The 24,365-nt window shown below is 68.5% G+C and carries 21 protein-coding genes and 1 pseudogene; 15 read left to right on the plus strand and 7 right to left on the minus strand.

The features are described from left to right. Nucleotides 1–510 precede the first annotated feature (510 nt). Entirely contained in the window at nt 511–2,718 is a 2,208-nt protein-coding gene (locus P2L57_RS17655) for an alkaline phosphatase family protein (protein WP_275815500.1), read from the minus strand. A gap of 629 nt (nt 2,719–3,347) precedes the next feature. Between P2L57_RS17655 and P2L57_RS17660 the strand changes: the two genes are divergently transcribed. From P2L57_RS17660 to P2L57_RS17675, 4 genes and pseudogenes are all read left to right on the plus strand, one after another. Continuing rightward, on the plus strand, nt 3,348–3,788 hold the full coding sequence (locus tag P2L57_RS17660; RefSeq protein WP_275815502.1) for a MarR family winged helix-turn-helix transcriptional regulator: 441 nt from the start codon (nt 3,348–3,350) through the stop codon (nt 3,786–3,788). Nucleotides 3,789–3,889: 101 nt separating this feature from the next. After that, nucleotides 3,890–4,450, plus strand: a complete 561-nt coding sequence (locus tag P2L57_RS17665) for a cysteine hydrolase family protein (protein WP_275815504.1) — start codon at nt 3,890–3,892, stop codon at nt 4,448–4,450. Beyond that, nucleotides 4,447–5,844 carry an MFS transporter gene (locus P2L57_RS17670; RefSeq protein WP_275815506.1) on the plus strand — a complete coding sequence of 466 codons (1,398 nt, stop codon included), beginning with the start codon at nt 4,447–4,449 and terminating at the stop codon, nt 5,842–5,844. The genes P2L57_RS17665 and P2L57_RS17670 overlap by 4 nt, the downstream gene beginning before the upstream one ends. Nucleotides 5,845–7,243: 1,399 nt before the next feature. After that, nucleotides 7,244–8,029 (plus strand): annotated as a pseudogene (locus P2L57_RS17675) (IS3 family transposase); the annotation flags it as partial. Nucleotides 8,030–8,320: 291 nt separating this feature from the next. Here P2L57_RS17675 and ppk2 read toward each other — a convergent pair. The 3 genes from ppk2 to P2L57_RS17690 all read right to left on the minus strand — a co-directional run bounded on the left by ppk2 (nt 8,321) and on the right by P2L57_RS17690 (nt 11,068). Next, nucleotides 8,321–9,121: a polyphosphate kinase 2 gene (gene ppk2 / locus P2L57_RS17680; protein WP_303656415.1), complete on the minus strand. Its 801-nt coding sequence runs from the start codon at nt 9,119–9,121 to the stop codon at nt 8,321–8,323. Nucleotides 9,122–9,488: 367 nt separating this feature from the next. Further along, a complete protein-coding gene (locus P2L57_RS17685; RefSeq protein ID WP_275815510.1) occupies nt 9,489–10,358 on the minus strand; it encodes a universal stress protein in 870 nt (289 codons plus the stop codon). Between the two features lie 26 nt (nt 10,359–10,384). Next, a complete protein-coding gene (locus P2L57_RS17690; RefSeq protein ID WP_275815512.1) occupies nt 10,385–11,068 on the minus strand; it encodes a CBS domain-containing protein in 684 nt (227 codons plus the stop codon). Nucleotides 11,069–11,360: 292 nt separating this feature from the next. Between P2L57_RS17690 and P2L57_RS17695 the strand changes: the two genes are divergently transcribed. Then, nucleotides 11,361–12,002: a helix-turn-helix domain-containing protein gene (locus P2L57_RS17695; protein ID WP_275815514.1), complete on the plus strand. Its 642-nt coding sequence runs from the start codon at nt 11,361–11,363 to the stop codon at nt 12,000–12,002. Nucleotides 12,003–12,026: 24 nt separating this feature from the next. On the opposite strand, the gene P2L57_RS17700 is transcribed toward P2L57_RS17695, so the two are convergent. Both P2L57_RS17700 and P2L57_RS17705 read right to left on the minus strand, forming a co-directional pair. Then, nucleotides 12,027–12,500, minus strand: a complete 474-nt coding sequence (locus P2L57_RS17700) for a cyclic nucleotide-binding domain-containing protein (RefSeq protein WP_275815516.1) — start codon at nt 12,498–12,500, stop codon at nt 12,027–12,029. Between the two features lie 23 nt (nt 12,501–12,523). Beyond that, complete coding sequence (locus P2L57_RS17705) at nt 12,524–13,387, minus strand: universal stress protein (RefSeq protein WP_275815518.1); 864 nt, start codon at nt 13,385–13,387, stop codon at nt 12,524–12,526. 187 nt (nt 13,388–13,574) lie between these two features. On the opposite strand from P2L57_RS17705, the gene P2L57_RS17710 reads away from it, so the two are divergent. The 4 genes from P2L57_RS17710 (at nt 13,575) to P2L57_RS17725 (ending at nt 16,197) form a co-directional block, all read left to right on the plus strand. Continuing rightward, complete coding sequence (locus P2L57_RS17710; protein ID WP_275815520.1) at nt 13,575–14,060, plus strand: DUF6328 family protein; 486 nt, start codon at nt 13,575–13,577, stop codon at nt 14,058–14,060. Between the two features lie 67 nt (nt 14,061–14,127). Beyond that, the gene (locus tag P2L57_RS17715) at nt 14,128–14,355 is read left to right on the plus strand and encodes a universal stress protein (RefSeq protein WP_303656399.1); all 228 of its coding nucleotides are present in this window, start codon (nt 14,128–14,130) and stop codon (nt 14,353–14,355) included. A gap of 176 nt (nt 14,356–14,531) precedes the next feature. Then, nucleotides 14,532–15,404, plus strand: coding sequence for a universal stress protein (locus P2L57_RS17720; protein WP_275815524.1), 873 nt, complete (start codon nt 14,532–14,534; stop codon nt 15,402–15,404). 109 nt (nt 15,405–15,513) lie between these two features. Beyond that, a complete protein-coding gene (locus tag P2L57_RS17725) occupies nt 15,514–16,197 on the plus strand; it encodes a CBS domain-containing protein (protein WP_275815526.1) in 684 nt (227 codons plus the stop codon). An 18-nt stretch (nt 16,198–16,215) separates the two neighbouring features. On the opposite strand, the gene P2L57_RS17730 is transcribed toward P2L57_RS17725, so the two are convergent. Continuing rightward, nucleotides 16,216–16,884, minus strand: coding sequence for a CBS domain-containing protein (locus tag P2L57_RS17730; RefSeq protein ID WP_275815528.1), 669 nt, complete (start codon nt 16,882–16,884; stop codon nt 16,216–16,218). A gap of 229 nt (nt 16,885–17,113) precedes the next feature. Here P2L57_RS17730 and P2L57_RS17735 point away from each other — a divergent pair, with 229 nt between their 5' ends. From P2L57_RS17735 to P2L57_RS17760, 6 genes are read left to right on the plus strand one after another with little or no spacing between them, the layout of a single operon-like run. Beyond that, the gene (locus tag P2L57_RS17735; RefSeq protein ID WP_275815530.1) at nt 17,114–18,253 is read left to right on the plus strand and encodes a 4Fe-4S dicluster domain-containing protein; all 1,140 of its coding nucleotides are present in this window, start codon (nt 17,114–17,116) and stop codon (nt 18,251–18,253) included. Next, nucleotides 18,250–18,711: a cyclic nucleotide-binding domain-containing protein gene (locus P2L57_RS17740; RefSeq protein ID WP_275815532.1), complete on the plus strand. Its 462-nt coding sequence runs from the start codon at nt 18,250–18,252 to the stop codon at nt 18,709–18,711. Before P2L57_RS17735 ends, P2L57_RS17740 begins: the two co-directional genes overlap by 4 nt. Before the next feature lie 23 nt (nt 18,712–18,734). Further along, nucleotides 18,735–19,541, plus strand: coding sequence for an FAD/NAD(P)-binding protein (locus P2L57_RS17745; protein ID WP_275815763.1), 807 nt, complete (start codon nt 18,735–18,737; stop codon nt 19,539–19,541). A 1-nt stretch (nt 19,542) separates the two neighbouring features. Beyond that, nucleotides 19,543–20,331 (plus strand): NADH-quinone oxidoreductase subunit B family protein, encoded by a 789-nt coding sequence (locus tag P2L57_RS17750; protein ID WP_275815534.1) that lies wholly within the window; start codon nt 19,543–19,545, stop codon nt 20,329–20,331. Next, on the plus strand, nt 20,328–21,734 hold the full coding sequence (locus P2L57_RS17755; protein ID WP_275815536.1) for a Ni/Fe hydrogenase subunit alpha: 1,407 nt from the start codon (nt 20,328–20,330) through the stop codon (nt 21,732–21,734). Before P2L57_RS17750 ends, P2L57_RS17755 begins: the two co-directional genes overlap by 4 nt. Then, nucleotides 21,734–24,355, plus strand: coding sequence for a cation-translocating P-type ATPase (locus P2L57_RS17760; RefSeq protein WP_275815538.1), 2,622 nt, complete (start codon nt 21,734–21,736; stop codon nt 24,353–24,355). Before P2L57_RS17755 ends, P2L57_RS17760 begins: the two co-directional genes overlap by 1 nt. The last annotated feature ends 10 nt before the right edge of the window (nt 24,356–24,365 follow it).

Consider the following 24,365-nt stretch of genomic DNA (forward strand, 5'->3'; position numbering starts at 1 on the left):
TGTGGACTCGTCCTTTGTAGAGCCATTAACACTCACGCCACAGCCCCTGAGCTGGTCCCTGACGATCCTTGGTACAAGTCGTCGTACAGCGGCGGCACAAGCAATAGCTGCATCGAGATCGCCGATCTAACCGCATCTTGCGGGCAGGTCGCGACTCCAAGGACAAGGGCGGCCCGGCCTGGCTCGTAAGCGCAGCCGGATGGGCTGCCATCGTGAAGCTGGTTCAGTCCGGAGAGGTCGGCTCCGACGTGGCTTGACCCTCCTCTGCGCGCCATGGCGATGGTGGCTCGCCCCAAGTGTGTTGGGTCGAGCCACCATCGCGTTGTGACGGTACACGCGGCCGTAGGCGAGGAGCAGAGCGAGCCCTTCAGGGCAAGAAAGGAGACGTGCTCGGCCGAAGGCGGGCGATGCCGATGTCCTGGACAACCGCCATGCCTTGACCGAGCACGCCGCCCCTCCCCGTGGCTCCAGGAACCCGGGTCGGTCACTTCACGGTGTTCGGCTTCAGGTTCATCCCGAGTGGTGCTCGACGAGCGCGAAGCGCCCGCTGTCGGTGCGTCCGTAGCCGACGGTCCAGAGCTGGCCGTCCTTGGCGGCGGCGATCCCGCCGAGGACGCTGTCGTTGGTGTCCCGGTAGGGCACGTCGGAGGCCTCCCAGCGGCCGCCCTGGAGCGACGCGACCAGCGGCTTCTGGAATTGCGTGGTCGTGTCGAGGTAGCTGCCGACCAGCCACGGCACGCCGTGGGAGACAGCGATACCGGTCACGTTGCTGAAGTCGGAGCCGATGTTGGTGAGCAGCGTTGCCGTCCAGTGCCCGTTCGCGTCGCGGTGGAGCGCGAGCGGGCGGGCCTGGTGCTGGGCGTCGTCGCTCTGCCCGGCCGCCCAGACCTGGCCGTCGGCGGTCACGGTGACGGCCTGGAGGAAGGCGGTGGTCGTGCTGGCTGCGGGGACGTTCACTGCGGTCCAGCGGTGGCCGTCGAAGTGCTCGACCAGCGGCGCGTCGTTCGTGGCGTCGTTGCGCTGGCCGACGGCCCAGATGTCGTGCGGGCTGCGGGCCGTGATACCGAACAGGTGGTTGCCGGTCGCTCCCGGGTTCGGGGTGGGGACGACGGACCAGCGGTGGCCGTCGAAGTGCTCGACCAGGGTGGTGAAAACGCCGTTCGCGCTCTCGCGGTCGCCGACTGCCCACACGTCGTTCGCGGAGGTCGCTGTCGCGGCGTAGAGGGTGTCGTGGATGGAGTTGATCTTCGGCAGCGCGACGGGGTGCCAGGTGTGTCCGTCCCATTCCTGCATCAGGCTGTGGGACTGGTAGTGGCTGTCGATCGCAACACCCACGGCCCAGGCGCGGCCCGGAACGGCCGCGACGCCGTAGAGGGCGTTGAAGTTGGTCCCCACGTGGCCGATCGGCGTCGAGGTCCACTTGGTGCCGTCGTAGTGCGCGGCCAGGGACAGCATCGCGTCCTGGTTGCTGTTCGCCGTGTCCGGCAGCATGGAGCCGACCGCCCACACGTCCTTCGGCGAGACGACCGCCACGGCGCCGTAGTCGTTGTCCGAGGTCCCGAGCTGGGGCTGGGTCTGGACGGTCCAGCCAGCTTGGCTGCCGGTGAACGTCGACGTCGTCAGCGGCTCGCTCGGCACCGGCGTCGGGGTCGCGTACTGCGGGACCGGCAGGGGACGGAAGGCTTGTGCGGCCGAGCCCTCGCCGCTCACCGCGTACATCGGCGACATCGGGTGGGTAGCCGTGTCGCAGGAGTGCTGCAGGCAGGCGACGCCGAAGTTGTCCTGGAGGGTACGCAGCATCGAGTAGTGGCTGTACGCGGTCGGGTCCTGGAGGTGGCGCGGGCCGTGGCTGGTGACGACCACGTTCACGGTGTGACCACCGCCCGCACCGCTGGTGTCGCTGTCGTCGCCCTCGTCGACTACGACGTTGATCGCGTTGTTGCCGTGCGCCCAGAACGAGGCGCCCGTGATCTGGGCGACGAGCTGGCCCAGCTGCGCGTCGCCCTGGGCGACCAGGCGCTGGTCCTGCGGGTCCTTGCCGCCGGTGGTGCCGGAGTCGACGCAGTACGGCGGGTCGCCGTGCATGTCGAGGCACTCGCTGGGGACCACGTATCCGAACTGCGGGACGTGGCCGCTGCGCAGATCCTGCGTCAGCTGGTCCATCGGCACCTGGCGGGCCCAGTCGGCCTTGTTCCAGGAGGTGGTGAAGTTGGCGATGCCGTTGTGCTTGGCGGCGTACAGCGGGTCCTTGTCGGGGGTGCCGTTGCAGTTCGCCGGGTAACAGATGCCCTGGTAGCCCGCGTGCGGGAGGTTCTGGAAGTAGGCCTTCCAGCCGACGTGGGCCTGGTCGAGCTGGGAGATCAGGCTCGGGGCGTTGACCTTGTTGACGTAGTAGGGGTTGTCGAAGCCCTTCACGTTGAAGGTGCTGCCGCCGAGCATCGCGATGTAGTTGGGCTCGCTCGGGTGCGTGATGGCGGTGTAGTTCGTCGCCGAGCCGTAGGTCTGAGCCAGGGCGTTGAGGTTGGGCGCGGCGGGGTTGCCTATCAGGTCGCCGTAGCCGTGGTTCTCCTCGACCACCGTGAAGACGTGGTCGTAGTGCGGAGCTCCGGGGGTATGCGGCGCGGCGGCCTGGCTCTGCGCAAGCGCCTGCGGCGCGAGCAGCAGCCCTGCCACCGCGACTCCCACGACACCCAAGGCGCGCAGTCTCTTCGCTGACATGAGGTTCCAATCAGGCTGACAAGTGCCTTGTCAATGGCACCGTCTCGGTCGTGTGGGAGAGGATCATGCCGGGATGAAAGCGGCGTTTTGCGCACTCCAAACAGGCCGGGTTGCCAACCCTTGGTGAACAAAAACGAGTCTGACGTGCCATCAGGACGTCCTGATGTCCCACGGGACAGCGGAGGAGGCCGTCTCCGTCGCCCGGTGCAAACCAGGCACCCGTCGGCCTTGATTCGGCCCGCGTACCCGGCGGCGACCGACTGGATCACAGTGAACTCCCGGTGGCCGAACACCGGCGTTCGAAGCCATGCTGGACGCCGAAGACAACCAGGCCATCGGCAGCGAAGGCATGACCCGCGACGAGTTGGTGGACGCCTGCCGCGAGATCTACCCACCCGAGAAGGAAGCCCTCGGCGTCCTTGCCATCCACCTCCAACTCTCGGCCCGCGCTGGGGTATCCGTTAAGGCCACCCCGACAGTAGAGGCAGGTGAAAGGGGCCTTCGGGGCCGTCCGGACCCTCCTTCGCATTCGTGGCACCGGGAGGTCCCGGCGGGAAGTCGTCGGGGCATCGATCGAGAATTTCGACAGCTAACTGTTCAGTTGGCTGGATAGATGTTAGGGTCGAGGTATGAGTGAGGAGCGGATGGATGTGGCGGGGTTGGCGGGGGAGCTTCGGGTCGCGCTTGGGCAACTGATGCGTCGGTTGCGTGAGCAGGCCGAGGGGAGCGACCTCACCAAGTCGCAGACGTCTGTGCTACTCCGGCTTGAGCGGGACGGAGCGGCTACGGCCACTGCCCTGGCGCGAGCCGAGGGGATGCGGCCGCAGTCGATGGCGAAGATCATCTATGCACTGGAGGAGGAGGGGCTTGTCAGCGGCTCCCCTGACCCAAAGGACGGACGCAAGACGCTGCTGAGCCTGACCGAGGCTGCCCGTGAACAGTTTCGCACCGGACGGCGGGCCAGGGAGGACTGGCTGGCCAAGGTCATCGAGGCCGGTCTGTCGGACGAGGAGATCAGGCATCTGGCCGCCACCACGGAGCTGTTGAGGCGGCTGGCTCAGTCTCCCTGACCACTCGGCGTCACCTTACTGTCTGCCTCCGCGACACCGGGGGCAGCGAGCCGCCGTGCTCGCATCTCGCTCGAAACCTTTCACCGCAAAGGAGATTTGGCATGCCCATCACCACCTTTGACGACAGGACCGCCCTCGTCGTGGTCGACCTCCAGCACGGCATCGTCGGAATCCCCCTCGCGCATCCAGTCGACGACATCGTGGAGCGTTCGGCGGCGCTGCTGAAGACGTTCCGAAGCCGCGGTCTGCCGGTCGTACTCGTCAATGTGGCCGGCGCCCCCATCGGCCGCACCGACGCCGGCCGGGTCGCCCTCAACTTCCCCGACGGCTGGACCGAGTTGATTCCGGCGCTGGAGCGGCAGCCTGACGACCTCGTAGTCACCAAGTACTCGCGCAGCGCCTTCACCCAGACCGGTCTAGCGGAGCGGCTGCGCGACCACCAAGTGACCCAGGTGGTCATCACCGGCATCGCCACCAGCAGCGGGGTCGAGTCGACAGCGAGGGACGCCCACGAACAGGGCTTCCACGTGACCCTGCCCATCGACGCCATGACCGACACCGACCTCGCCAGGCACGAGCACAGCATCCGGGAGATCTTCCCGCGTATCGCCGAAACAGGCACCACACAGAATGTCCTGGACGCCCTGAGCGACCGGTCATGAGGACGGCCACCGACACCACTCCAGCCGTCGCGCAAGACCGCAACCCGTTCGGCTTGCGGTTCGCCGGGCCCCTGCTGTTCGGTTCGACCCTCAACCCCATCAACAGCTCGATGATCGCGACCGGGCTGGTCGGGATCGGGCTCGACTTCCACAAGGGGCCAGGCACCACGGCGTCTCTGATCTCCGTGCTCTACCTGTGCAGCGCGGTGATGCAGCCCACGATGGGCAAGCTCGCCATGGTCTTCGGCGCACGCCGGGTCTTAGTCGCCGGGCTGGCCATCCTGCTGGTCGCGGGTGTCGTCGGAGCGGCCGCCCCGGCCTTCGGCTTCCTGTTGCTGTCGCGGGCGCTGATCGGGGTCGGCACCTCCGCTGCGTACCCGACCGCCATGGCCCTGGTCCGCAAGCGGGCGGACGAGGCGGGGACCGGCGTGCCGAGCAGGATGCTGGGCAACTTCTCCATCGCCTCCCAGGTCACCACCGTCATCGGCCTTCCGCTCGGCGGTCTGCTCGCCGGAACCTTCGGCTGGCGGGCGATCTTCTTCGTCAACGTGCCGCTGGCGGCCTTCACCCTCGTCCTCACGTTCGTCGGCGTCGCCAGGGACCGGCCGACGGCAGGCCGCCGCGCCTCGCTCTTCACCACGGTGGACGTGCCGGGCGTCGCGCTCTTCGCGGGTACGGCCGTCAGCCTGCTGGTGTTCCTGTCCCATCTGAGGTCGCCCAGCTGGTGGCTGCTGGCGGTGTCGGTCGCGCTCGGCGCCGCGCTGGTGGGGTGGGAGCGCCGCGCGCCGCAGCCGCTGGTGGACGTACGGATGCTCTCGCGCAACGGGCAACTGATGCGGACCTATCTACGTCAGGCGATCGCCTCCCTGGGCATCTACACCTCCCTTTACGGAACGAGCCAGTGGATGGAGCAGTCCGCCCACTACACCGCCTCCCAGGTCGGCCTGATCATGCTGCCGCTGTCGGCCGCCAGCATCGTCGTCGCCCGGGTCGTCTCCTCGCGCGGCCGCATACGGCTGCCGCTGGTCCTGACGGGAGTGACGATGCTGCTCACCGGCCTCGTCATGCTCGTCATCACACACACCTCGCCGGTGCTCCTGCTGATCGGCATGTCGCTGCTCTTCGGGCTGGCCAACGGGTTCAGCGGCTTCGCCAACCAGGCAGCCCTCTACACCCAGGCCCCCGCCTCCGACGTCGCCGTCGCGTCGGGCCTCTACCGCACGTTCGCCTACTTCGGCGCGATCTTCTCCTCCAGCCTCATCGGCATCGCCTTCGGTTCCGCGGCGACCGACGCGGGATTCCATGTGGTCGCGTTGGTGACCGTGGGGATCGGGCTCGCCGTCCTGCTGATGACTGTCCTCGACCACGCGATCCCCGCCCAGGCCAGCAAGTAGGTCGGACGTCGGAGGCCACCCCGTGCCCCGCGACGATCGTTCGGGACTCCGGCACGAGCACGCGCTCCCGGTTGCGGTGCAGCTCACTGAGGTCCTTGGCCAGCGGGTCATCCTCGGGACCCTCCTCACTCCACCACAGGTGAGTCACGACGACCAGTTTGCCGCCGTCGAGGTCGCCGCCGCCGACGGCCCGGGAGCTGGTCGTTGCGGCGTATGTCCGGTCGGATGAGCCGGTCCGGATCGGCGATCGGCGTGGGACACGCTCCCCAGGGGGAAACCTGGTCGAGGAGGCGGTGCGGGCGGTGGGTCTTCTAGTGATTCTCGAACTCGCTTGGTTCGTTGACGAGATGGCCTTGACTCCAGATCAGCGTACGGTCGAGGAGCTCACGGCTGCAGGTTGTGACCCAGCGTTCGATCACCGCGTTCGTCCGAGGGTTTCTGACGCCGGTGAGCACGGCCTCGATCCCGGCGTTGGCGAGGATCGCGTCGCAGGTCTCTGGCTACTTCCCGTCCTGACCGTGGATCAGGAACCGCGCCCGGCATCCGGCGTCTTCTGACCGCGGGCGCCGGTTTGGTGCAACCGTTGTGCCACAAATTTCGTGTTACATGTAACAGGACGGTGACGAGAGGCTCGACGCGTTGAGAGCACGCCACCCGAGTGCTTGACTGAGCTTCAGGTCGGGCAAGCCGCGATTACTCATTGGCTGCCGACTTGGCCACTGCGAGAAGGTGGGCACGCCAGGCCGGAATCCACGTAATGTGCGCCAATCCAGAGGCTCGCGCAATTCCAGCCCGCAGTTTCTGTTTACAAGGGAGAGAGATGCGTAACAAACTCACAAAGGTGGCAGTTGTTCTGGCGAGTGTCGCCTCGCTATCCGGGCTCGCTGCGACGGCGGCGCAGGCGGCGCCGGCAGACCGTGTTGTGGGGTACTACCCGACTGACACTGCATGCATCGCGGCGGGGCATGCACAGTTCGGGGACCAGTTCCACTGTGACAACATGACCCTCGATGGGTCGTGGGAGCTCACCGTCAATTCGTGAGTCTCCTGCGTCGGCCAGGTAGGTTGATCCGAGGAAGGGGAACTCGGCGAAACCGCCCACAGGGAGTGCTTTCGGTTTTGCTGCATTCCTCAAGTCCTCCCGCCGCAACCCGGCCTCAACGGCTGAATGCCACGCGGGAGGGTCGGACTTATCGAAGCCTTTGGTCGGCGTGGAAGCCGCTCACAGCTACTCATTCGCCGTGCCCCGAGAGGTTGACACGCAGTGTCTGTGCTGTGTCATCCGGGGCTGCGGCGGCGTGGGTGTCGCCCCACCGGACCGAGGTCCGGTGGGGCGCCGCAGTCTCGTATCGGCACTCGACCACCTGCAGACATCGACCATCACGAGCGCACGGGCTGACCGAAACGATCCGGTCAGGCCGCGGACGCGAAGCTGACCGCCAAGATACGCGCCGTCCACACCGCCTCGGACGGCACCTACGGCGACCCCAGAGTCACCGCCGAGCTCCGCGACGATGGCGAGCGCGTCAACCACAAGAAAGTCGCCCGACTGATGAAGGCGGCGGGCATCGCCGGCCTGCGGCTCCGCCGCAAGCACCGCACCACCATCGCGGACCCGACGGCCGCGAAGGCCCCGGACCTGATCGGACGCGACTTCACCGCCGAGGCGGTGAATACGAAGTACGTCGGCGACATCACCTATCTGCCCGTCGACGGCAGGAAGTTCTGCTACCTCGCCACAGTCATCGACCCGTGCTCACGCCGCCTGGCGGGCTGGGCGGTCGCCGACCAGATGCGCGCCGACCTGGTCATCGACGCCCCGCACGCGGCCGAGCGGACCCGCGGCAGCCTGGACGGGGCGATCATGCACACGGACCACGGCTCGCAATACACCTCCGGAGCGTTCGCCGACGCCTGCCGACAAGCCGGCATCCGGCAGTCCATGAGCGCGGTCGGCAGCAGCGCGGACAACGCCGCGGCCGAAAGCTTCAACGCCACCATGAAGCGCGAGCCGCTCCAGGGACGAAAAGGCTGGTCCAGCGAGTGGGAGGCACGACTCGACCTCTTCCGCCGGCTGCACCGCTACAACACCGTCCGCCGCCATTCCCGCCTCGGACAACGCAGCCCCACCGCCTACGAGACCGCACTCAACACACCATCAACTACACTCGCCCAAGCCGCATAACCCGTGTCCAACATCCGGGGCAAAGGCCCCGCAAGGGCTGGCCCCTCTCGCAGCCATGGAGGACGTCAGTACCTCGGAACGACCGCTTATCTTCTGGGACTTGAGCCGGGTGATGACTATCGAGGAGGCGCCAATGGCGCCGCCGTCAGTCACCGGCCCGGCCCGGCTGGTCCTCATTATGGGGGTCTGCGGCCCTCTGAGTGTGCATCCAGAGCGTGATCGAACACTGGCCCACCACTGGAAGTCCCCCGGCAGCGGTGCCACCGGAACCGCTGACGGCGCCAAGGGGCGCTACGCGTCGCTTCTGTCGTTCATGAGCGTGGCAGCATGGTCGGGTACGTACTTTTGCTGGTCACGCGGTGGCCGCTGATAGCCGGTTGCTGGTGGTCGGGCTGGCAGGCGCAGGGGCTCTGGCTCGACTTCCCGGTAGGGCACCGATGCCAGCAGATGGGCGATCATGTTGATCCGGGCACTGCGTTTGTCGTCGCTTTCCACGACGTACCAGGGTGCCTCGGGGATGTCCGTGTGCGCGAACATCTCGTCCTTGGCGCGGGAATACGCTTCCCACTGCGTGATGGATTCCAGGTCCACCGCGGAGAGCTTCCACCGGCGGACAGGATCCTCAAGCCTGTTACGCAGCCGCTGCTCCTGTACGGCGTCGCTGACGGAGAACCAGTACTTGCGCAGCAAGATGCCATCCTGTACCAGCATCCGTTCGAAGATTGGGCACTGGCACAGAAAGCGCTCGTACTCCTCAGCGGTACAGAAACCCATGACGTGCTCGACACCTGCGCGGTTGTACCAGCTACGGTCGAACAGCACGATCTCGCCCGCCGTCGGGAGCTGTTGGACGTAGCGCTGGAAGTACCACTGACCGTGTTCGCGCTCCGTCGGTGCGGGCAGCGCCACGATGCGAGTGACGCGCGGGTTCAGCCGCTCGGTGACCCGCTTGATCACACCGCCCTTTCCGGCCGCGTCACGCCCTTCGAAGACAACGACGAGCCGGACCCCGTTGACCCGTACCCATTCCTGCAACTTGACGAGCTCCGTCTGCAGGCGAGACAGCTCCCGCTCGTACACCGGCCGGGCCAGCCGCTCTCCTGGCTCACCGGCTGGCGTCCCGCTCCTTGTGAGGTGCTTCTTGCCAGGCACAGACGCGCCTCCTCAACGCCTTGATGGGTTCCACGCTACGGGCGGAAAGACGCGCAAGAAGCATGGCGCGCTCGTGCTCTCGCCGAGTAACGGGCGATGTCCACATCATCAACCCACACATCCGATTGCCGTCAAAGGCACAACCACCGTCGCAAACCAGAAGTTGTCATCGTGACCCCTCGGTGGAACAGCCACGGCGCCACCGCCCGGCTGCCCTGCGCAGCCGCGCACCATGTGGCTGTCTCCGACAACATCCCGCGCCTTTGGGCTACATAGCCGAAAAGATCGGCACCTGCCCGACTCATGGTCAGGTCGGAACCACCGCGACCGGGCAATCGGCGTGGTGCAGCACGCGTTGGACCACTTTGCCCAGTGGCATGGAGAACGGAGGACGGTGGCGTCGTGCGCCCACGACCACCAGGCGGGCCGTGTGGGAGGCGTTGATCAGTGCTTCCTCCGGCTCGGTCGGCCGGATCTCCTCCGTCACGTCCACATCGGGGAAGGCGTAGCGACCGCTGGCCAGCATGTCTGCCAGCTCGGCGCGTTCCTTGGCGACGTATTCCTCGGCGTCTGACAGTGGCACAGCGAGGTAGCCCGGAAGTACCTGCGGGTACATCCAAGCCCGGACCACGTGCAGTGGTGCGTGCCATCGGGCCGCCTCGGCAAAGGCGAACTCCACCGCATCGGGCGACTCGCCGGGGGCGGCCCCGAGTACGACCGCACCCGGTACGGCCACGTTGGCCTTGTCCTGCGTGCCGCGTACCACGACGACAGGTCCGGCCGAGTGCGCGGCCACTCGTTGACTCACCGAGCCGAGCAGCACCGCGGAGAACCGGTTCAGCCCCCGAGCGCCCACCACGGCCAGCGCGACCTGCCTGGTCATACGGATCAGTGCGGCCACCGGCTCGTCCCAGACCGCCTCCCAGGTCACCACCAGACCGTCGCGACCCTCCTGGGCACGACGTGCAGCCTGCTCCAAATCCTCCTCGGCCTCCAGCAGGTCCTTGTCGGGAACGCCCTGATGAGTGGTTTCCGGGAGATAGACGCCCAGGGCGTGCAGGATGTGCAGCTCCGTCTCACGCCGGGCAGCCTCGTCAGCAGCCCAGGCCAGCGCTCGTGACGCGGCCTGTGACCGGTCGAATCCCACCACGACGATGTCCGCGGACGGTGTGTTCATCGCTGCCTCGGTATCGCGGGGCGGGCCTAGGCTCCCCCCTCGTCGAGCTGGTACTCCAGCCGTGCCTCGACGCTGACGACGCCGTCCACCCCCCGGCACAGCCGCGCCACCAGCGGGATGAGGCTCCGGCGCTCGACGGCGCCGGTCAAGGTCACCTGTCCGTCGACGACGTTGACAGTGACGTCGGTCGGCGCCAGCCGCAAGGTCCCGACGAGGACGTCGTCCATGATCTCTTCCCGGATGGCTCGGTCACGGCGTAGGAAGACACGCAGCAGGTCACCTCGGCTGACCAGGCCGACCAGCTGCCCTGCCTCGTTGACCACCGGCAGCCGCTTGACCTTGTGCTGCTCCATCACCCGGGCTGCCTCCACCACCGTCCACCCGGGACGCGCGGTCACCGCGGGGCTGGTCATCAGCCACTCCGCCGAGGTGGCAGCAGTCTTCGCCAGGTCCGCATGCCACGCATCCGTCCCGGGCTCGGAGCGCTCGAACGCCTCCGACAGCAGCCCCGCCGGGTCGGGCTGCCCGGCCTGTTTGCGCAGCAGATCGGCCTCGGAGACCATGCCCACCGGGCGGTCGTTGTCGTCCACCACGGGCACGGCCGTGATGTCGTGCTCCGCGAGCAGTCCGGCGATCTCCTTGAACGTCGTGTCCCGCCGTACGGTGATGACCGAGGTCGTCATGAGATCGCTGACGTTTCGATGCCGCATGATCCCCGTCTCCTCTCATGGACGCCGGACAGGGGCCCGAGCGCTCACCGGGGCAGATGTCCTCACTCCAAGTGTCCGATCCATCGTCCCGCCTCGCATGGGGACGAAGGGCCTTGCCCGTGGGCCGCCTGACCCGGGCGGGTGGGTGGGTGGCGGCTGGGTGGGTGGCGGCTGATCCACGATGGACGTGACGACGGCTGCGCATGGCGGAGGAACCGCTGGGCCCAACAGCGGAAGGAGGTGGTTGGCTGTGTCCAAGAGGCTGCCCCCGACGAGTCCAACACGAGAACCGTTGGCAGACCGAGGTGACATCGGACGGCGGGTCGAACAACGGCGCGCGGAGCTCGGCCTCACCCGGGAGGAGCTGGACACCCGAGCGCGGGTGGCACCCGGATACACCCAGTACGTGGAGGAACACTCGGTGACTCCGGACGTCAGCGGACTGCTCACTTTGGCCGCGGCCTTGAACACCAGCATGGGCGTGCTGCTGGGCAGTCATGCCGACCTGCCGCCCGGCCTGGGCAAGGCGGCCTACCATCCCGATCTGGTGGAGATGGACCAGCAGGAGTGCCGCGACCGGCTCTCCACGCACGGTGTGGGCAGGGTGGCGTTGAACACCGCCGACGGGCTGGTCATCATGCCGGTCAGCTACACGATGGCCGACGACACGGTCGCCTTCCGCACCACGTACGACCACAGCCTGGCGACCGCTGACGGCACCGACGTGGCGTTCGAGGTGGACCGGATTGACGAAGCACTCAGCCAGGGCTGGAGCGTGCTCGTCGTCGGGCGGATCTACCGGGTCGCGGACCGGGACACCGCGCAGCAACTGACGGAGCGGGCGCACACCGCTCCCTGGCCGGGAGGCGAAGACGAACTGTGGATGCGCATAGTCCCGGGGCGCCGAACTGGCCGTCGGATACAAGTGCGTTGACTCTCCGGGCGCCCGCACGGCTTCTCATCCGCGCTCGCCGCTGCCGTACGGTGCGAACAGGTCCAAAAGCCGGGTGCGGGCCGCCACCAGGCGGTGGCCGATGACAGCCGCCACGGCCATCGCGACCGCCTGCCCCAGCTCCGAGTCCCCCGCGCACAGGGCACGCACCGCCTCCGCATCGAACTCATCGGCGTGTACCTCGGTGAGCGCTCTCGCGCCCAAATGCCACACGTACGGCGCGAACAACCAGGACCAGCCCAGTAGGTCCTCCGACTCCAACAGCTCCACATCGGCTGCCCGACGCCCGGGCACGTGCAGGTCGAGCGCGACCCTGCCGGAGCGCAACACCCAGAAACGGTCGGCCTTGCCGCCCTCGTGGAAGATGCGATGGCCAGAGGCGAAGGTCACCTCATGGCTCAACTCCATCAGGGTCTTCTGCTTGGCAGCCGGGATCCCGCGAAGGAACGCGGGGCCCAGGCTGGGGCTTCGGCCGGTCATACAGCTGCGCCTCCTTACGGCCGCTACTCGTGCGGAACGACGGCGACCGGACAGGGCGCGTGATGCAGCACCGCGTGGTTCACCAGACCGAGTTGCAGACCGAAGGCACCCGAGCGTCGCCTGGCGCCCACCACGAGCAGTTCTGCGGATCGGGCTGCGTCCAGCAGCGACTTGCGGGCGTGTCCCTCAACGACTTCTCGACGTACCCGGACCTCGGGGTACTTGGCCGTGGCATCGCGCAGCGCGTCATCCAGCCACTCTTCGGCCTCTCGTTGCGCGGACTGTCTGGCATCGTCCAACTGCCCCGTATCGGCTGTCGCCGGGCTTCGCCACGCATGGACGACGGCTAATCCGGCGCCTCGCAGCGCCGCCTCCGTGAAGGCGAAGTCCACGGTCGCCGCCGCGGTGCCCGGATCGCCAACACCGAGCGCGACCCAGCGATCGCCGTTGTCAGGCTTGGCTTCGTCACCCCGTACGACGATCACTGGGCACTGGGCGCCAGCGGCGACGGACAGGCCGACAGAGCCCAGCAGCAGTGCCGCGAGTTCACCGCGGCCGCGGCTGCCCACGACGATTCCGAGGGCGTTACGGCCCTCGTCGAGCAGTCCCTCCGCCGGATCCTCGGCGAGGATTTCGGTGGATACGGCCACGTCGGAGTGGCGCCGCTCGCAGCGTTCGCTGGCGGACGCCACGATGTGCTCGGCAAACACCGCTCCCGAAGGGCGGGCAGTACGCACAGACGGCACGACCTGTTCGTAGTGCGCCAACAGGGACGCGTACACGATGCGAAGCGGTGCCCGGCGGAGGGCGGCTTCGTCGGCCGCCCAGTCCACCGCGCGGAGTGCGGCGTCCGAACCATCGGTGCCCACGACCAGGGGAAGGGACATTCCTCTTCACCACCTCTCGGTGAACCACGGTGGGACTCTCTCCGCAGGCTGTCAGCTGGCAAGCCGGGTGGCATGGGCGCAACGGCCTTTGACCGGGGAGGTTCGGCCCAATGGTCCAAGCCGGGCCTCCAGACACACGCCTCGCCGGTGCTCGCGAACCTCCAAGGGCGGACGGACAGTGAGGTCCATGCAGATGCAGCCGGGGCCAGATCCACAGACGCCGCACCAGGAGACACCGCAGGAACGGGCCGATCGCAACCTGGTGGAACTTCTTCAGGAACTCCGCGTTGTCCAGACAGGCGTACAGATCGTCTTCGCCTTCCTGCTGGGCCTGGCCTTCACCAGCCGCTTTCCGCAGCTCAACGACTTCCAGGTCGGCACCTACGTCGTCACGCTGCTGCTTACCGTCGTCGCCTCTGCCGTCCTCGCCACCCCGGTGGCCCTGCACCGCGCACTGTTCCACCGAGGTGCGAAGCCTCGCATCGTGGCCCTTTCCGCTCGGCTCACAGAAGTCGGCCTAGTCGCCCTGGCGCTGGCGCTCAACGGCGCCGTCCTCCTCTTGATGGACGTCGTCCTCGGCCTGGCCGATGCCATCGCCATCACCTGCATCACCACTGCGCTGTTCGCCGGTCTGTGGTTCTTCCTGCCTTGGACGATGCGCCGTCAGCGATAGGGAACCTTGGGCAGCGCGGGACCGGACAGCCCGTGGCAGCAGTGAGGGTGCGGGCACATATGCGTGGATGCAGGGGGAGGCGGTGGGCCCGGAGCCACCGGTGGAGATCCGTACCACTGTGGAGCACGGCAACCCGGCAAACGTACTGCTCCGTGCCGCCGAGGGCGCGTCGCTCCTGGTCGTGGGGAACCGCGGCCACGGTGGGCTCACCGAGGCGCTCCTGGGCTCCGTCGGCCAACACCGCACCCAGCACGCGCCCTGCTCTGTCGTCATCGTCCGCGATCAGGTTCGCTGAAACGTACACACCGCCGCCCAACTCATATGTCATCGGTTCCCCCGGCTGACCGAACTACTCGCGGCAGCGGACCTTGCCTTGGAGCAGGCTGAACGCGAGGACTTCGTCCGTCGCCGATGGGCCGCCGAAGCTCGGCGGACCGCACGCTGGCAGCGCGATGAGCGCAGGAGGCAGCCATGACCACCAGCACCTGGGCAGGAGACGTCGTGGTCGGCGTCGACGGCTCCGAGGACTCCGACCGCGCCCTGGACTGGGCCGCGGCCGAGGCCCACCACCGTGGCAGCGCGCTGCACATCGTGCACGGGGTCGGCACCGCCCCGGATCCGGACAAGGGGACCGGCTTGACCAACGGAGACCTGGTGACCGTGCAATCGGCGCGCTCGATGCTGGACGAGGCGGGAGAACGGGCTACGCACGAGCATCCAGGCCTGAAGGTGACCACCACCCTCGCCTACGAGGAGGGGCCACAGGCGGTCCTGGCGACCGCCGCCGGAGCCGCGCTCATCGTGCTCGGCACCCGGGGACGAGGCGGCTTCGCCGCCCTGCTGTTGGGATCCGTCACACTTCGCGTCGCGGCGCACACCACCTGCCCGCTGGTCGTCGTACGCGGTGAGCGGGCCCAGCCCACAATTGGGACGGTTATGGTCGGGGTGCAGGACGAGAAGGACGCACAGACCGTGCGGTTCGCCCTCATCACCGCCGCGCGTTGGCACGCCTCGGTGCGTGCACTGCACGCGTGGCAACCACTCGGTGAAGTCGGGCTGATGGCCACGCAGGTCGACACGGTGCACGAGCTGCGGGCCGCACACACCGCACTGCTGTCCCGCACCGTCGAGGCCGCGCATCTGACCGCTCCGGAAGCACCGCTGTCCCAGGAGGTCGTGGTGAGCAGGGCCGCCACCGCCCTCGTGGAGGCGTCGTCCGAGGCCGACCTGCTGGTGGTGGCCGCCCACCGGCCGCACGGGCCGCTGGGGCTGCGCCTCGGGCCGGTCGTCCACGCCGTCCTGCACCATTCGCACTGTCCCGTCGCCATGGTGCCGGACCGATGAGGCCAGGCACCCTGAGTGCCTATGTGCCTTGGAGGACTGGTCCGTTCGACCCTGCCGCGAGCTGGTCGAAGGGCCTAGCGTGCGTGGTGGACGCCCCTGGGAGGTAACGATGGTCGGGTCGACCGTGCACGATGTGATGACGAAGGATGTCGCGGCCGTTCGCCTGCACACCCCGTACAAGGAGATCGTGCGGATCCTTCAGGAGCGCCGCATCAGCGCACTTCCGGTCCTGGATGACGACGGCAAACTGGCGGGCGTGGTCTCCGAGGCCGACCTGCTGGACAAGACATCGGGCGAGGAAGGTCACACCGGACCGCTGAGCGGACTGCGTCGGCGATCCCACCACGGGCCGAAGGCGACCGGTCTCACCGCTGGTGCCGTCATGACTGCTCCAGCGATCATCGTGAACGCCACGGCGAGCGTGGCCGCGGCGGCGCGGATCATGGCTCGTCGCGGGGTGAAACGCCTGCCCGTGGTGGACGACCAAGGGCGACTGGTGGGCATCGTCAGCCGCCGCGACCTGTTGCGGCTCTATCTCCGGTCGGACGAAGAGATCCGCGAGGAGATCCAGCGGGATGTGTTCATGCGGGTGTTGTGGGCGGATCCTGAGAACATCGACATCGAGGTGCACGACGGAGTCGTCACCTTGACCGGCATGCTGGAGCAGCGCAGCGCGATTCCGGTGGCAGAACGGCTGAGCCATTCCGTGGGCGGTGTGGTCGAGGTCGTCAACCGTCTCACTTACCGCTTTGACGACACCGAGGGCAGGCCGACGTTCCGATCCGTCGAATGACGCGAGACACGCCCGTGCTCAGGACGGTTCGAACCGCTTGTGTCGCGTGGACGCCAGATCGCATTCGACATCCACCACGCCTTCGACCGCACGCGTCAGGCGGACCGCGATGGGCACGAGCGAGGCGTCCGGCACCTGGCCGCGAAGGACGGCGACGCCCTGGTCAACGGTGACGTCGACCGGGGGCGAGCCGCTGGGGAAGAGCAGCCCGATGATGTCGCGACGGATCTCCTCCTCGATGTCCTGGTCACCGCGCATGAAGACCTTCAGCAGGTCACCACGGCTGACCACGCCCGCCAGATGCCCCTCGGCGTCGATCACCGGCAGGCGTTTGACGTGTGCGTGCGCCATGGCCCGTGCCGCCTGGGCGAGCGTGGCGTCTGCGTGGACGGTCACCGCGGGGGTGCTCATCAACTGCTCAGCCGTGGTCGCGCCCGCCTTCGCGAGATCGCTCAGGCGCTGGAGTTGCTCGATGCGGGCCGGGTCGCTGTCGCGGAACTCCTCCTTGGGCAGCAGATCGGCCTCCGAGACGACGCCGATCACGCGCCCCTCGCCTTCGAGGACGGGCAGTGCGCTGACCTTCCACTGCTGCATGGTCTGGACGATCTCCTTGAAGGATGCGTCGCGCCCCACTGCGACGACGGTGTGTGTCATCACGTCACTGACGATGTGCGGGCTGTGCGGCATGGCGGCCTCTTCTCCGCAGGACGGTGCGTCTTCCTACTACCAGCGTCCGCCCACGCCGCCCGAACCGGGATGGGCCGGAGGTCCTCGGATGCTTCTTGGTGGTCGCGGCGGCACTGACGGCCGTACGAAGGAAGGACAGGGCCACTCGGGCCATCTCGCGGAAGTCGGCCCCCGCCCGCCGACCATGGTCCACACATACTGGCCGAACGGGACAATCAGGAGGTCGTTGATGGCTGACGGCGGCGCCGCGGTGATCGACAAGGCGGGGCTGGACGCGCTGATCACCGCCCTGGCCGGGCGCGGTCGCACGGTCATCGGACCGACCGTACGCGACGGGGCGATCGTCCTGGCCGAGCTGTCCGGTGGCGATGAACTCCCCTACGGCTGGGGCGTGGAGCTGGAAGCGGGTCACTACCGGTTGCGGGAACGGGCGGACAGCGCCGCGTTCGCGCACAGCGCGGGCCCGCAGTCCTGGAAGACGTTCCTGCACCCACCCCGGGAACGGCAGTGGACCGCCGATCGCGCCGCCGACGGCGAGTTGGCGTTCAGCGAGGACCGGACACCGCCGCCCGCGTACGCCTTCCTCGGGGTGCGCCCGTGCGATCTACGGGCCATCGCGGTGCAGGACCGGGTGTTGACCGCCGGGCCACACGCCGACTCCCGGTATCGGGGGCGCCGCAGGCGGGCCTTCCTGGTCGCCGTGGAGTGCACGGAACCGGGCGCCACCTGCTTCTGCGTGTCCATGGGCACCGGCCCCGCCGTGGGCCCCGGCTACGACCTGGCGCTGACCGAGGTGCTCGACGACGAAGGACACCGCTTCCTGATCCGGGCCGGTACCGAAGAAGGCAAGTCCGTACTGGCCGAGCTGCCCCAGCGCCCCGCCGACCCCGCCACCCGGACCGCGGCCCGTGAGCGGGTCGCGGAGGCGGCCGACCACATGGGCCGTACGATGCCGCCGGTCGACCTGCGAACGCTGATGCGCGACACACTGGACGCCGAGCGCTGGAACGACGTCACCGCACGCTGCCTCACCTGCGGCAACTGCACGATGGTGTGCCCCACCTGCTTCTGCACCAGCACCGAGGACATCACCGACCTCACCGGCGACCACGCCGAGCGGTGGCGCCGCTGGGAGTCCTGCTACGACCTTGACTTCACCCACCTGGCGGGCGCCGGCTCGGTCCGTAGCTCGCCGCGCAGCCGCTACCGGCAGTGGCTCACCCACAAGATCGGCACCTGGCACGACCAGTTCGGCAGCTCCGGATGCGTCGGCTGCGGCCGGTGCATCGTGTGGTGTCCGACCGGCATCGACATCACCGAGGAAGCGCATGCGCTCAACGCGGAGCGGGCGGCAGGGCAGGCCCGATGACGGACGGCTTCCTCGGATCCCTGTCGCCTACCCTCCGTGGTTGGTTGCTCGGCTTCGCGCACGAAACCTCTTTCCCCAGTGACATCCGCATCTTCGACGAAGGCGGCGAGGCCGACCGCTTCTGGATCGTCCGCACCGGGCTGATCGCCCTCGACGTGCACGTCCCGGCCCGAGGCCCGGTCGTCGTCGAGACGGTCGGCGACGGCGAACTGCTCGGCTGGTCCTGGCTGTTCGAGCCGTACCAATGGCACCTGGGCGCGTTGACCCGCACCGCCGTGCAGGCGTACGAGTTCGACGCTCCGCAGGTGCGCGCAGCGATGGACGAGGACCCGGCGGCCGGGCTGGCGTTGTTCCGTGCCATCGGCGACCAGGTGATCGGACGGCGGCTGAAGTCTGCCCGCACCCGGCTGCTCGACCTGTACGGGCCACGAGCCTACGAGAGCGGTCCGGTCCGATGACGGTTATCGCTCCGCGGGTCTGCGTGGCGACGGTGCCCGTTCCGTACCAGGTGGTGGAGTGCTCGGCGGAGTCGGCGGACACCGCCACGATTGCCGTGGAACCGGTGGCCGCGCCGCTTCCGGCCTTCGCGCCGGGCCAGTTCGCGATGGTGTACGCCTTCGGCGTCGGCGATGTCCCGCTGTCGGTGTGCGGAATCGACGGGCACCGCCTCACCCATACCGTCCGCTCCGTCGGCGCGACCTCCGGGGCGCTGCGGTCGTTGCGGCCGGGTACCAGGGTGGGGGTGCGCGGCCCGTTCGGTACCGCGTGGGACCTGTCCTCCGCGTCCGGGCGGGACCTGGTGGTGGTGGCCGGTGGCATCGGGCTGGCGCCGCTGCGTCCCCTGGTGCACGGCGCGCTCGCCGCACCGGAGCGCTACGGGAGGGTGAACGTCCTGATTGGAGCACGCACGCCCGGCGACCTGCTCTACACCGAGGAGTTGCCGCGCTGGCGGGCCGACACGCGGACCTTGGTGACCGTCGACCGGCCCGATGCCACCTGGACCGGGGATGTGGGTGTGGTGACCGCCCTGCTCGACCGGGCCGCCTTCGATCCGTCCAGCTCGGTGGCGTTCGTCTGCGGGCCCGAGGTGATGATCCGGGCCACCGCCCGCGAGTTGGTCCACCGCGGCGTGGATCCGGACCGTATCCGGGTCTCCCTGGAGCGCACGATGCACTGTGGAACCGGCCACTGTGGGCACTGCCAGCTCGGCCCGCTGCTGCTGTGCCGGGACGGTCCCGTCGTCACCTGGACGCACGCCCAACCACTGCTTTCGGTAAGGGAGTTGTGACATGCCGACGGAAGGCGGTCGGCGACCGAAGCTCGCCGTGTGGAAGTTCGCCTCCTGCGACGGCTGCCAACTCACCCTGCTCGACTGCGAGGACGAACTACTGGGCATCGCCGAGGAGGTGGAGATCTCCTACTTCCTTGAGGCATCCAGCGCCACCGATCCAGGCCCCTATGACCTGTCGCTGGTCGATGGGTCGATCACCACCCGGCAGGACGCCGAGCGGATCCAGCACATCCGCTCGGTCTCCCGGCGGCTGGTGACCATCGGCGCCTGCGCCACCGCCGGAGGCATCCAGGCGCTGCGCAACTACGCCGACGTGGCCGAGTTCCGTGCCGCCGTCTACGCCAAGCCCGAGTACATCGCCACGCTCGCCACGTCCACGCCGATCAGCGCGCACGTCCCCGTGGACCTGGAGCTGCGCGGCTGCCCCATCGACCGGGGCCGGCTGGTGGAGGTCATCACCGCCTTCCTCGCCGGGCGCAAGCCGGATGTTCCGGACCACAGCGTGTGCTTCGAGTGCAAACTGCGCGGCACCCCCTGTGTGATCGTGGCGCACGGCACGCCCTGCCTCGGCCCTGTCACACACGCCGGATGCGGCGCGCTCTGCCCCGCCTACGGACGGGGCTGCTACGGCTGCTTCGGCCCGTCCAACTCCATCAACTTCTCCGCGTTCATCCCTCTGTTGCGGCGCGATGGCATGGACACCCTTGATGTGGTGAGGGTGTTGCGCACCTTCAACACCGCCGCGCCGGAGTTCGACGCTGCCTCCCGAGAGGAAGCGCGACGGTGAACGGCGGCAAGTCGAGGGAGTTGAAGCTCGGGGCCCTGGGCCGGGTGGAGGGAGAGGGCGCACTGCACCTGTGCGTGCACAATGGTGAGGTCACCGAGGCCCGGCTGAAGATCTACGAACCGCCGCGCTTCTTCGAGGCCTTCCTTCGCGGGCGCGCCCACACCGAGCCCCCGGACATCACCTCCCGGGTGTGCGGGATCTGCCCGGTGGCCTACCAGCTGAGCGCCTGCCGCGCCGTGGAGGACGCCTGCGGGACCGTGATCGACGGCCGGTTGGCGGCGCTGCGGCGGCTGCTGTACTGCGGCGAGTGGATCGAGAGCCAGACCCTGCACATCCACCTGCTGCACGCGCCCGACTTCTTCGGTTGCGACAGTGTCATCGAGCTGGCCAGGATCCAGCGCGCCGAGGTGGAACGCGGCCTGCGGCTCAAGCAGTCTGGAAACGCCATCGTGGAGTTGCTGGGCGGCCGGTCGATCCATCCCATCAACATTCGCGTCGGCGGCTTCCACCGTGTCCCCACCAGGGCTGAACTCCGGTCGCTCGCCGAGCGGTTGCGCCGGGAGCGGGACGCCGCGGTGGACATGGTGCGCTGGGTGTCGGGTTTCGACTTCCCTGACGCGGGGTGCGATCACGAACTGCTCGCCCTGGCCGAACCCGGCAGCTACGCCATCGAGTCCGGCACCCCGACCGCCATGGACGCTCCGAGCACTGCCGGGCTGCCGGCCGACGCCGACCGCGCACTGCCGACCAGGGCCTTCGACGTCCACACCTTCGGCGACCACGTCGTCGAGCGCCAGGTGCCGTACTCCACCGCACTCCACTCCGTACTGGACGGACGCCGCCACCTGACCGGCTCACTGGCCCGTTACGCCATCAGCGGCCGGTGGCTCTCCCCCATCGCCCTGGAAGCCGCCAGGGACGCCGGACTCGGTGACCCACGGCAGGGCACGGTGTGCCGCAACCCGTTCCGCAGCATCATCGTCCGAGCAGTCGAGGTGCTGTACGCCATCGACGAGGCGCTGCGCATCATCGACACCTACGAACCCCCGGCGCACCCGGCGGTGAAGGTTCCGCCGCGCGCCGGTACCGGCCACGGGGCGACGGAAGCGCCACGCGGTCTGCTCTACCACCGCTACACCCTCGACGCGAAGGGCACCGTCACCGGCGCCAACCTGGTTCCGCCGACCGCCCAGAACCAGGGCGCGATCGAGGAGGACCTGCGCCGCACGGTGCGGGAACGGCTGCGCGACGGTGAGCCCACCGACGCCGAACTGACCGCCCTGTGCGAACGAGTCATCCGCAACCACGACCCGTGCATCTCCTGTTCGGCCCACTTCCTCGATCTGAGGGTGCACCGGCCACATTCGGCGGCACGTGAGGGCAACCCGCCCACGGGAGCCTGATGAGGAGTCAGCACGAGACGTGGGTGCGGCCCCCTGGAGTGAACCCCGAAGAGGCGGCGGACCTGCTCCTGCGGGACCTGCGCAGTTCGTCCGCCGGGCTGTCGAGCGCCGAGGCCCGGCGACGCCTGTCGCAGTACGGGCCGAACGAGTTGCGGCGACGTGGCGGGGTGCGTTGGCCGAGCGAGTTGGCGCGGCAGTTCACCCACCCCCTGGCGCTGTTGCTGTGGCTCGCCGCCGCGTTGCTCATCATCGTCGGTTCTCTGGTCGTCGCGGCAGCGGTCGTGCTGATCATCGTGTTGAACGCGGCCTTCGCGTTTATCCAGGAAGTCCACGCGGAGCGTGCGGTGGAGGCGCTCGCCGAGTACATCCCGCAACGCGCCAAAGCCCTGCGCGACGGTTCGCCACGGGAGATCGACGCGGCCGAACTGGTGCCAGGTGACATCGCGGTCATCGAGGAGGGCGACCGCATCGCGGCGGACATCCGCCTGCTCGCCGGTGCCATTGAAGCCGATATGTCGGCGTTGACTTTCGCCACGGGGATGAGCACCGAGCTCGGACGGATCGCGGCACTGTCGGAGCGGGTCAAGCAGGAGCCGAGTCCGCTGGAACGCCAGGTCCGCCGGGTGGCCTGGCTGATCGCCGCAGTCTCGGTGGCGCTGGCGCTGGCGTTCATCCCGGTGGCCACCTTCGGTGTGCATCTGTCTCTGATCAACTCGCTGGTGTTCGCAGCCGGTCTGCTCGCCGGAATGGTGCCCGAGGGCCTGCTGCCGGTGATCACCTTGGCGCTGGCGGTGTCCGTGCGGGCGCTCGCCTCCCGGGGCGCACTGGTGAAGCGGCTGAGTGCCGTGGAGACGCTCGGGTCAACCGACGTCATCTGTACGGACAAGACGGGCACGCTCACCGAGAACCGGATGCGGCCGATCGCAGTGTGGACGGCATCCGGACTCCACGACCTGGACGGCGGCCCGGACACCACCGCGCTCGGTGAACTCCTGCCCACCATGGCCCGCATCGCGTCGGCCTGCAACAACGCGAGGCTGGAACCCGGCGCGGAGCCGAGTGGCGATCCGACCGAAGTGGCCGTCCTCCTCGCGGCCCGTGCTCTGGGAGCCGAAACGGACGCGGCCCACCGAGAGGCCAAGCGCCGTTGGCAGTTCCATTTCGACCCCGAACTGAAGCTGATGTCCACCATTGACCAGGACGGCGACCGACTCGTGGTCCACACCAAAGGAGCGCCGGAGGCACTGCTTCCGCACTGCACGACGCTCCTTGACCCCCAGGGCGGCCAGGTGCCGCTGGACACCGCCCACCACGACCTGATCACCACTCAGGTGAACGCTTTCGCCACCAACGGCCTACGAGTCCTCGCCCTGGCCGAGCGCCCACTGCCCGCTGGAATCAGGCCGCCGCACCGGCGTGGCGACGCCGAGCACGAACTGTGCTTCGTCGGACTGATCGCCATGCTCGACCCACCGCGCCCCCAGGTCGCCGAGGCCGTGGCGCGCTGCCGCACGGCGGGTATCCGCATCATCGTCATCACCGGCGACCACCCGCTCACCGCCGCCGCGATCGCCCGCCGGGTCGGCATCACCGGTGACAGCCCCACCGTCATCAGCGGCGAACAACTCGACCGGCTGAGCGAGCCGGAACTGGCCCAACTACTGTCCAGCGCGCCGGACATCATCTTCGCCCGCGCGTCCCCCGAGGCGAAACTGCGCATCGCCGACGCACTGCGTAGCCAAGGACACGTGGTGGCGATGACCGGCGACGGAGTCAACGACGCCCCGGCGCTACGCCGCGCGGACATCGGCGTCGCGATGGGACGTACCGGCACCGACGTGGCCCGGGAAGCGTCCACCATGGTGCTCACCGACGACAACTTCGCCTCGATCGTCGCGGCAGTGCGGGCCGGGCGGCGCATCTACGACAATGTTCGTAAGTTCATCATCTACATCTTCGCCCACGCGACACCCGAGGTCACCCCCTTCCTGGTCTTCGCGCTCGGCGGCGGACGTGTCCCCCTGCCGTTGACGATCCTTCAGCTGCTCGCCTTCGACGTGGGCAGCGAAACCGCCCCCGCGCTCGCCCTGAGCCGTGACCCCGCCGAGCCCGGCCTCATGCACCGCCCGCCACGGCCCCGCTCCGAAGGGGTGATCCGCGGCCCGATGCTGGTGCGCGCCTGGCTCTTCCTGGGGGTCTTGGTCAGCGCGCTGCAGATGGCAGGGTACTTCTACGTGCTGACCTCGGCCGGCTGGCACCCGGGAGCCCCGGTCGGCGAAGGCGCACCCCTGCACCACGCCTATCGGCAGGCGACGACAATGACCTTCCTGGGCATGATCGCCGGTCAGATCGGTACGGCGTTCGCAGTGCGCACCCAGCGCGCCTCGCTCCGCTCGGTCGGCGTGTTGTCCAACCGCTACCTGCTGTGGGGCATCGCGGCCGAGCTGCTGTTGGCAGCCGTGTTCGTCTACAGCCCGCCGTTCCAGGCCCTGCTGGGCACCGCCGCCCTCCCGGTGGGCGACCTGCTCCTGCTGCTGCCCTACCCTTTCGTCGTCTGGGGCGCCGACGAGTTGCGCCGCTACGTGATCCGTCGGCGGAGCACGACGCCCGCCCGCGACTGAGGAGTGCGTC

The organism is Streptantibioticus ferralitis, from assembly GCF_029223525.1.
Lineage (GTDB): Bacteria > Actinomycetota > Actinomycetes > Streptomycetales > Streptomycetaceae > Streptantibioticus_A > Streptantibioticus_A ferralitis.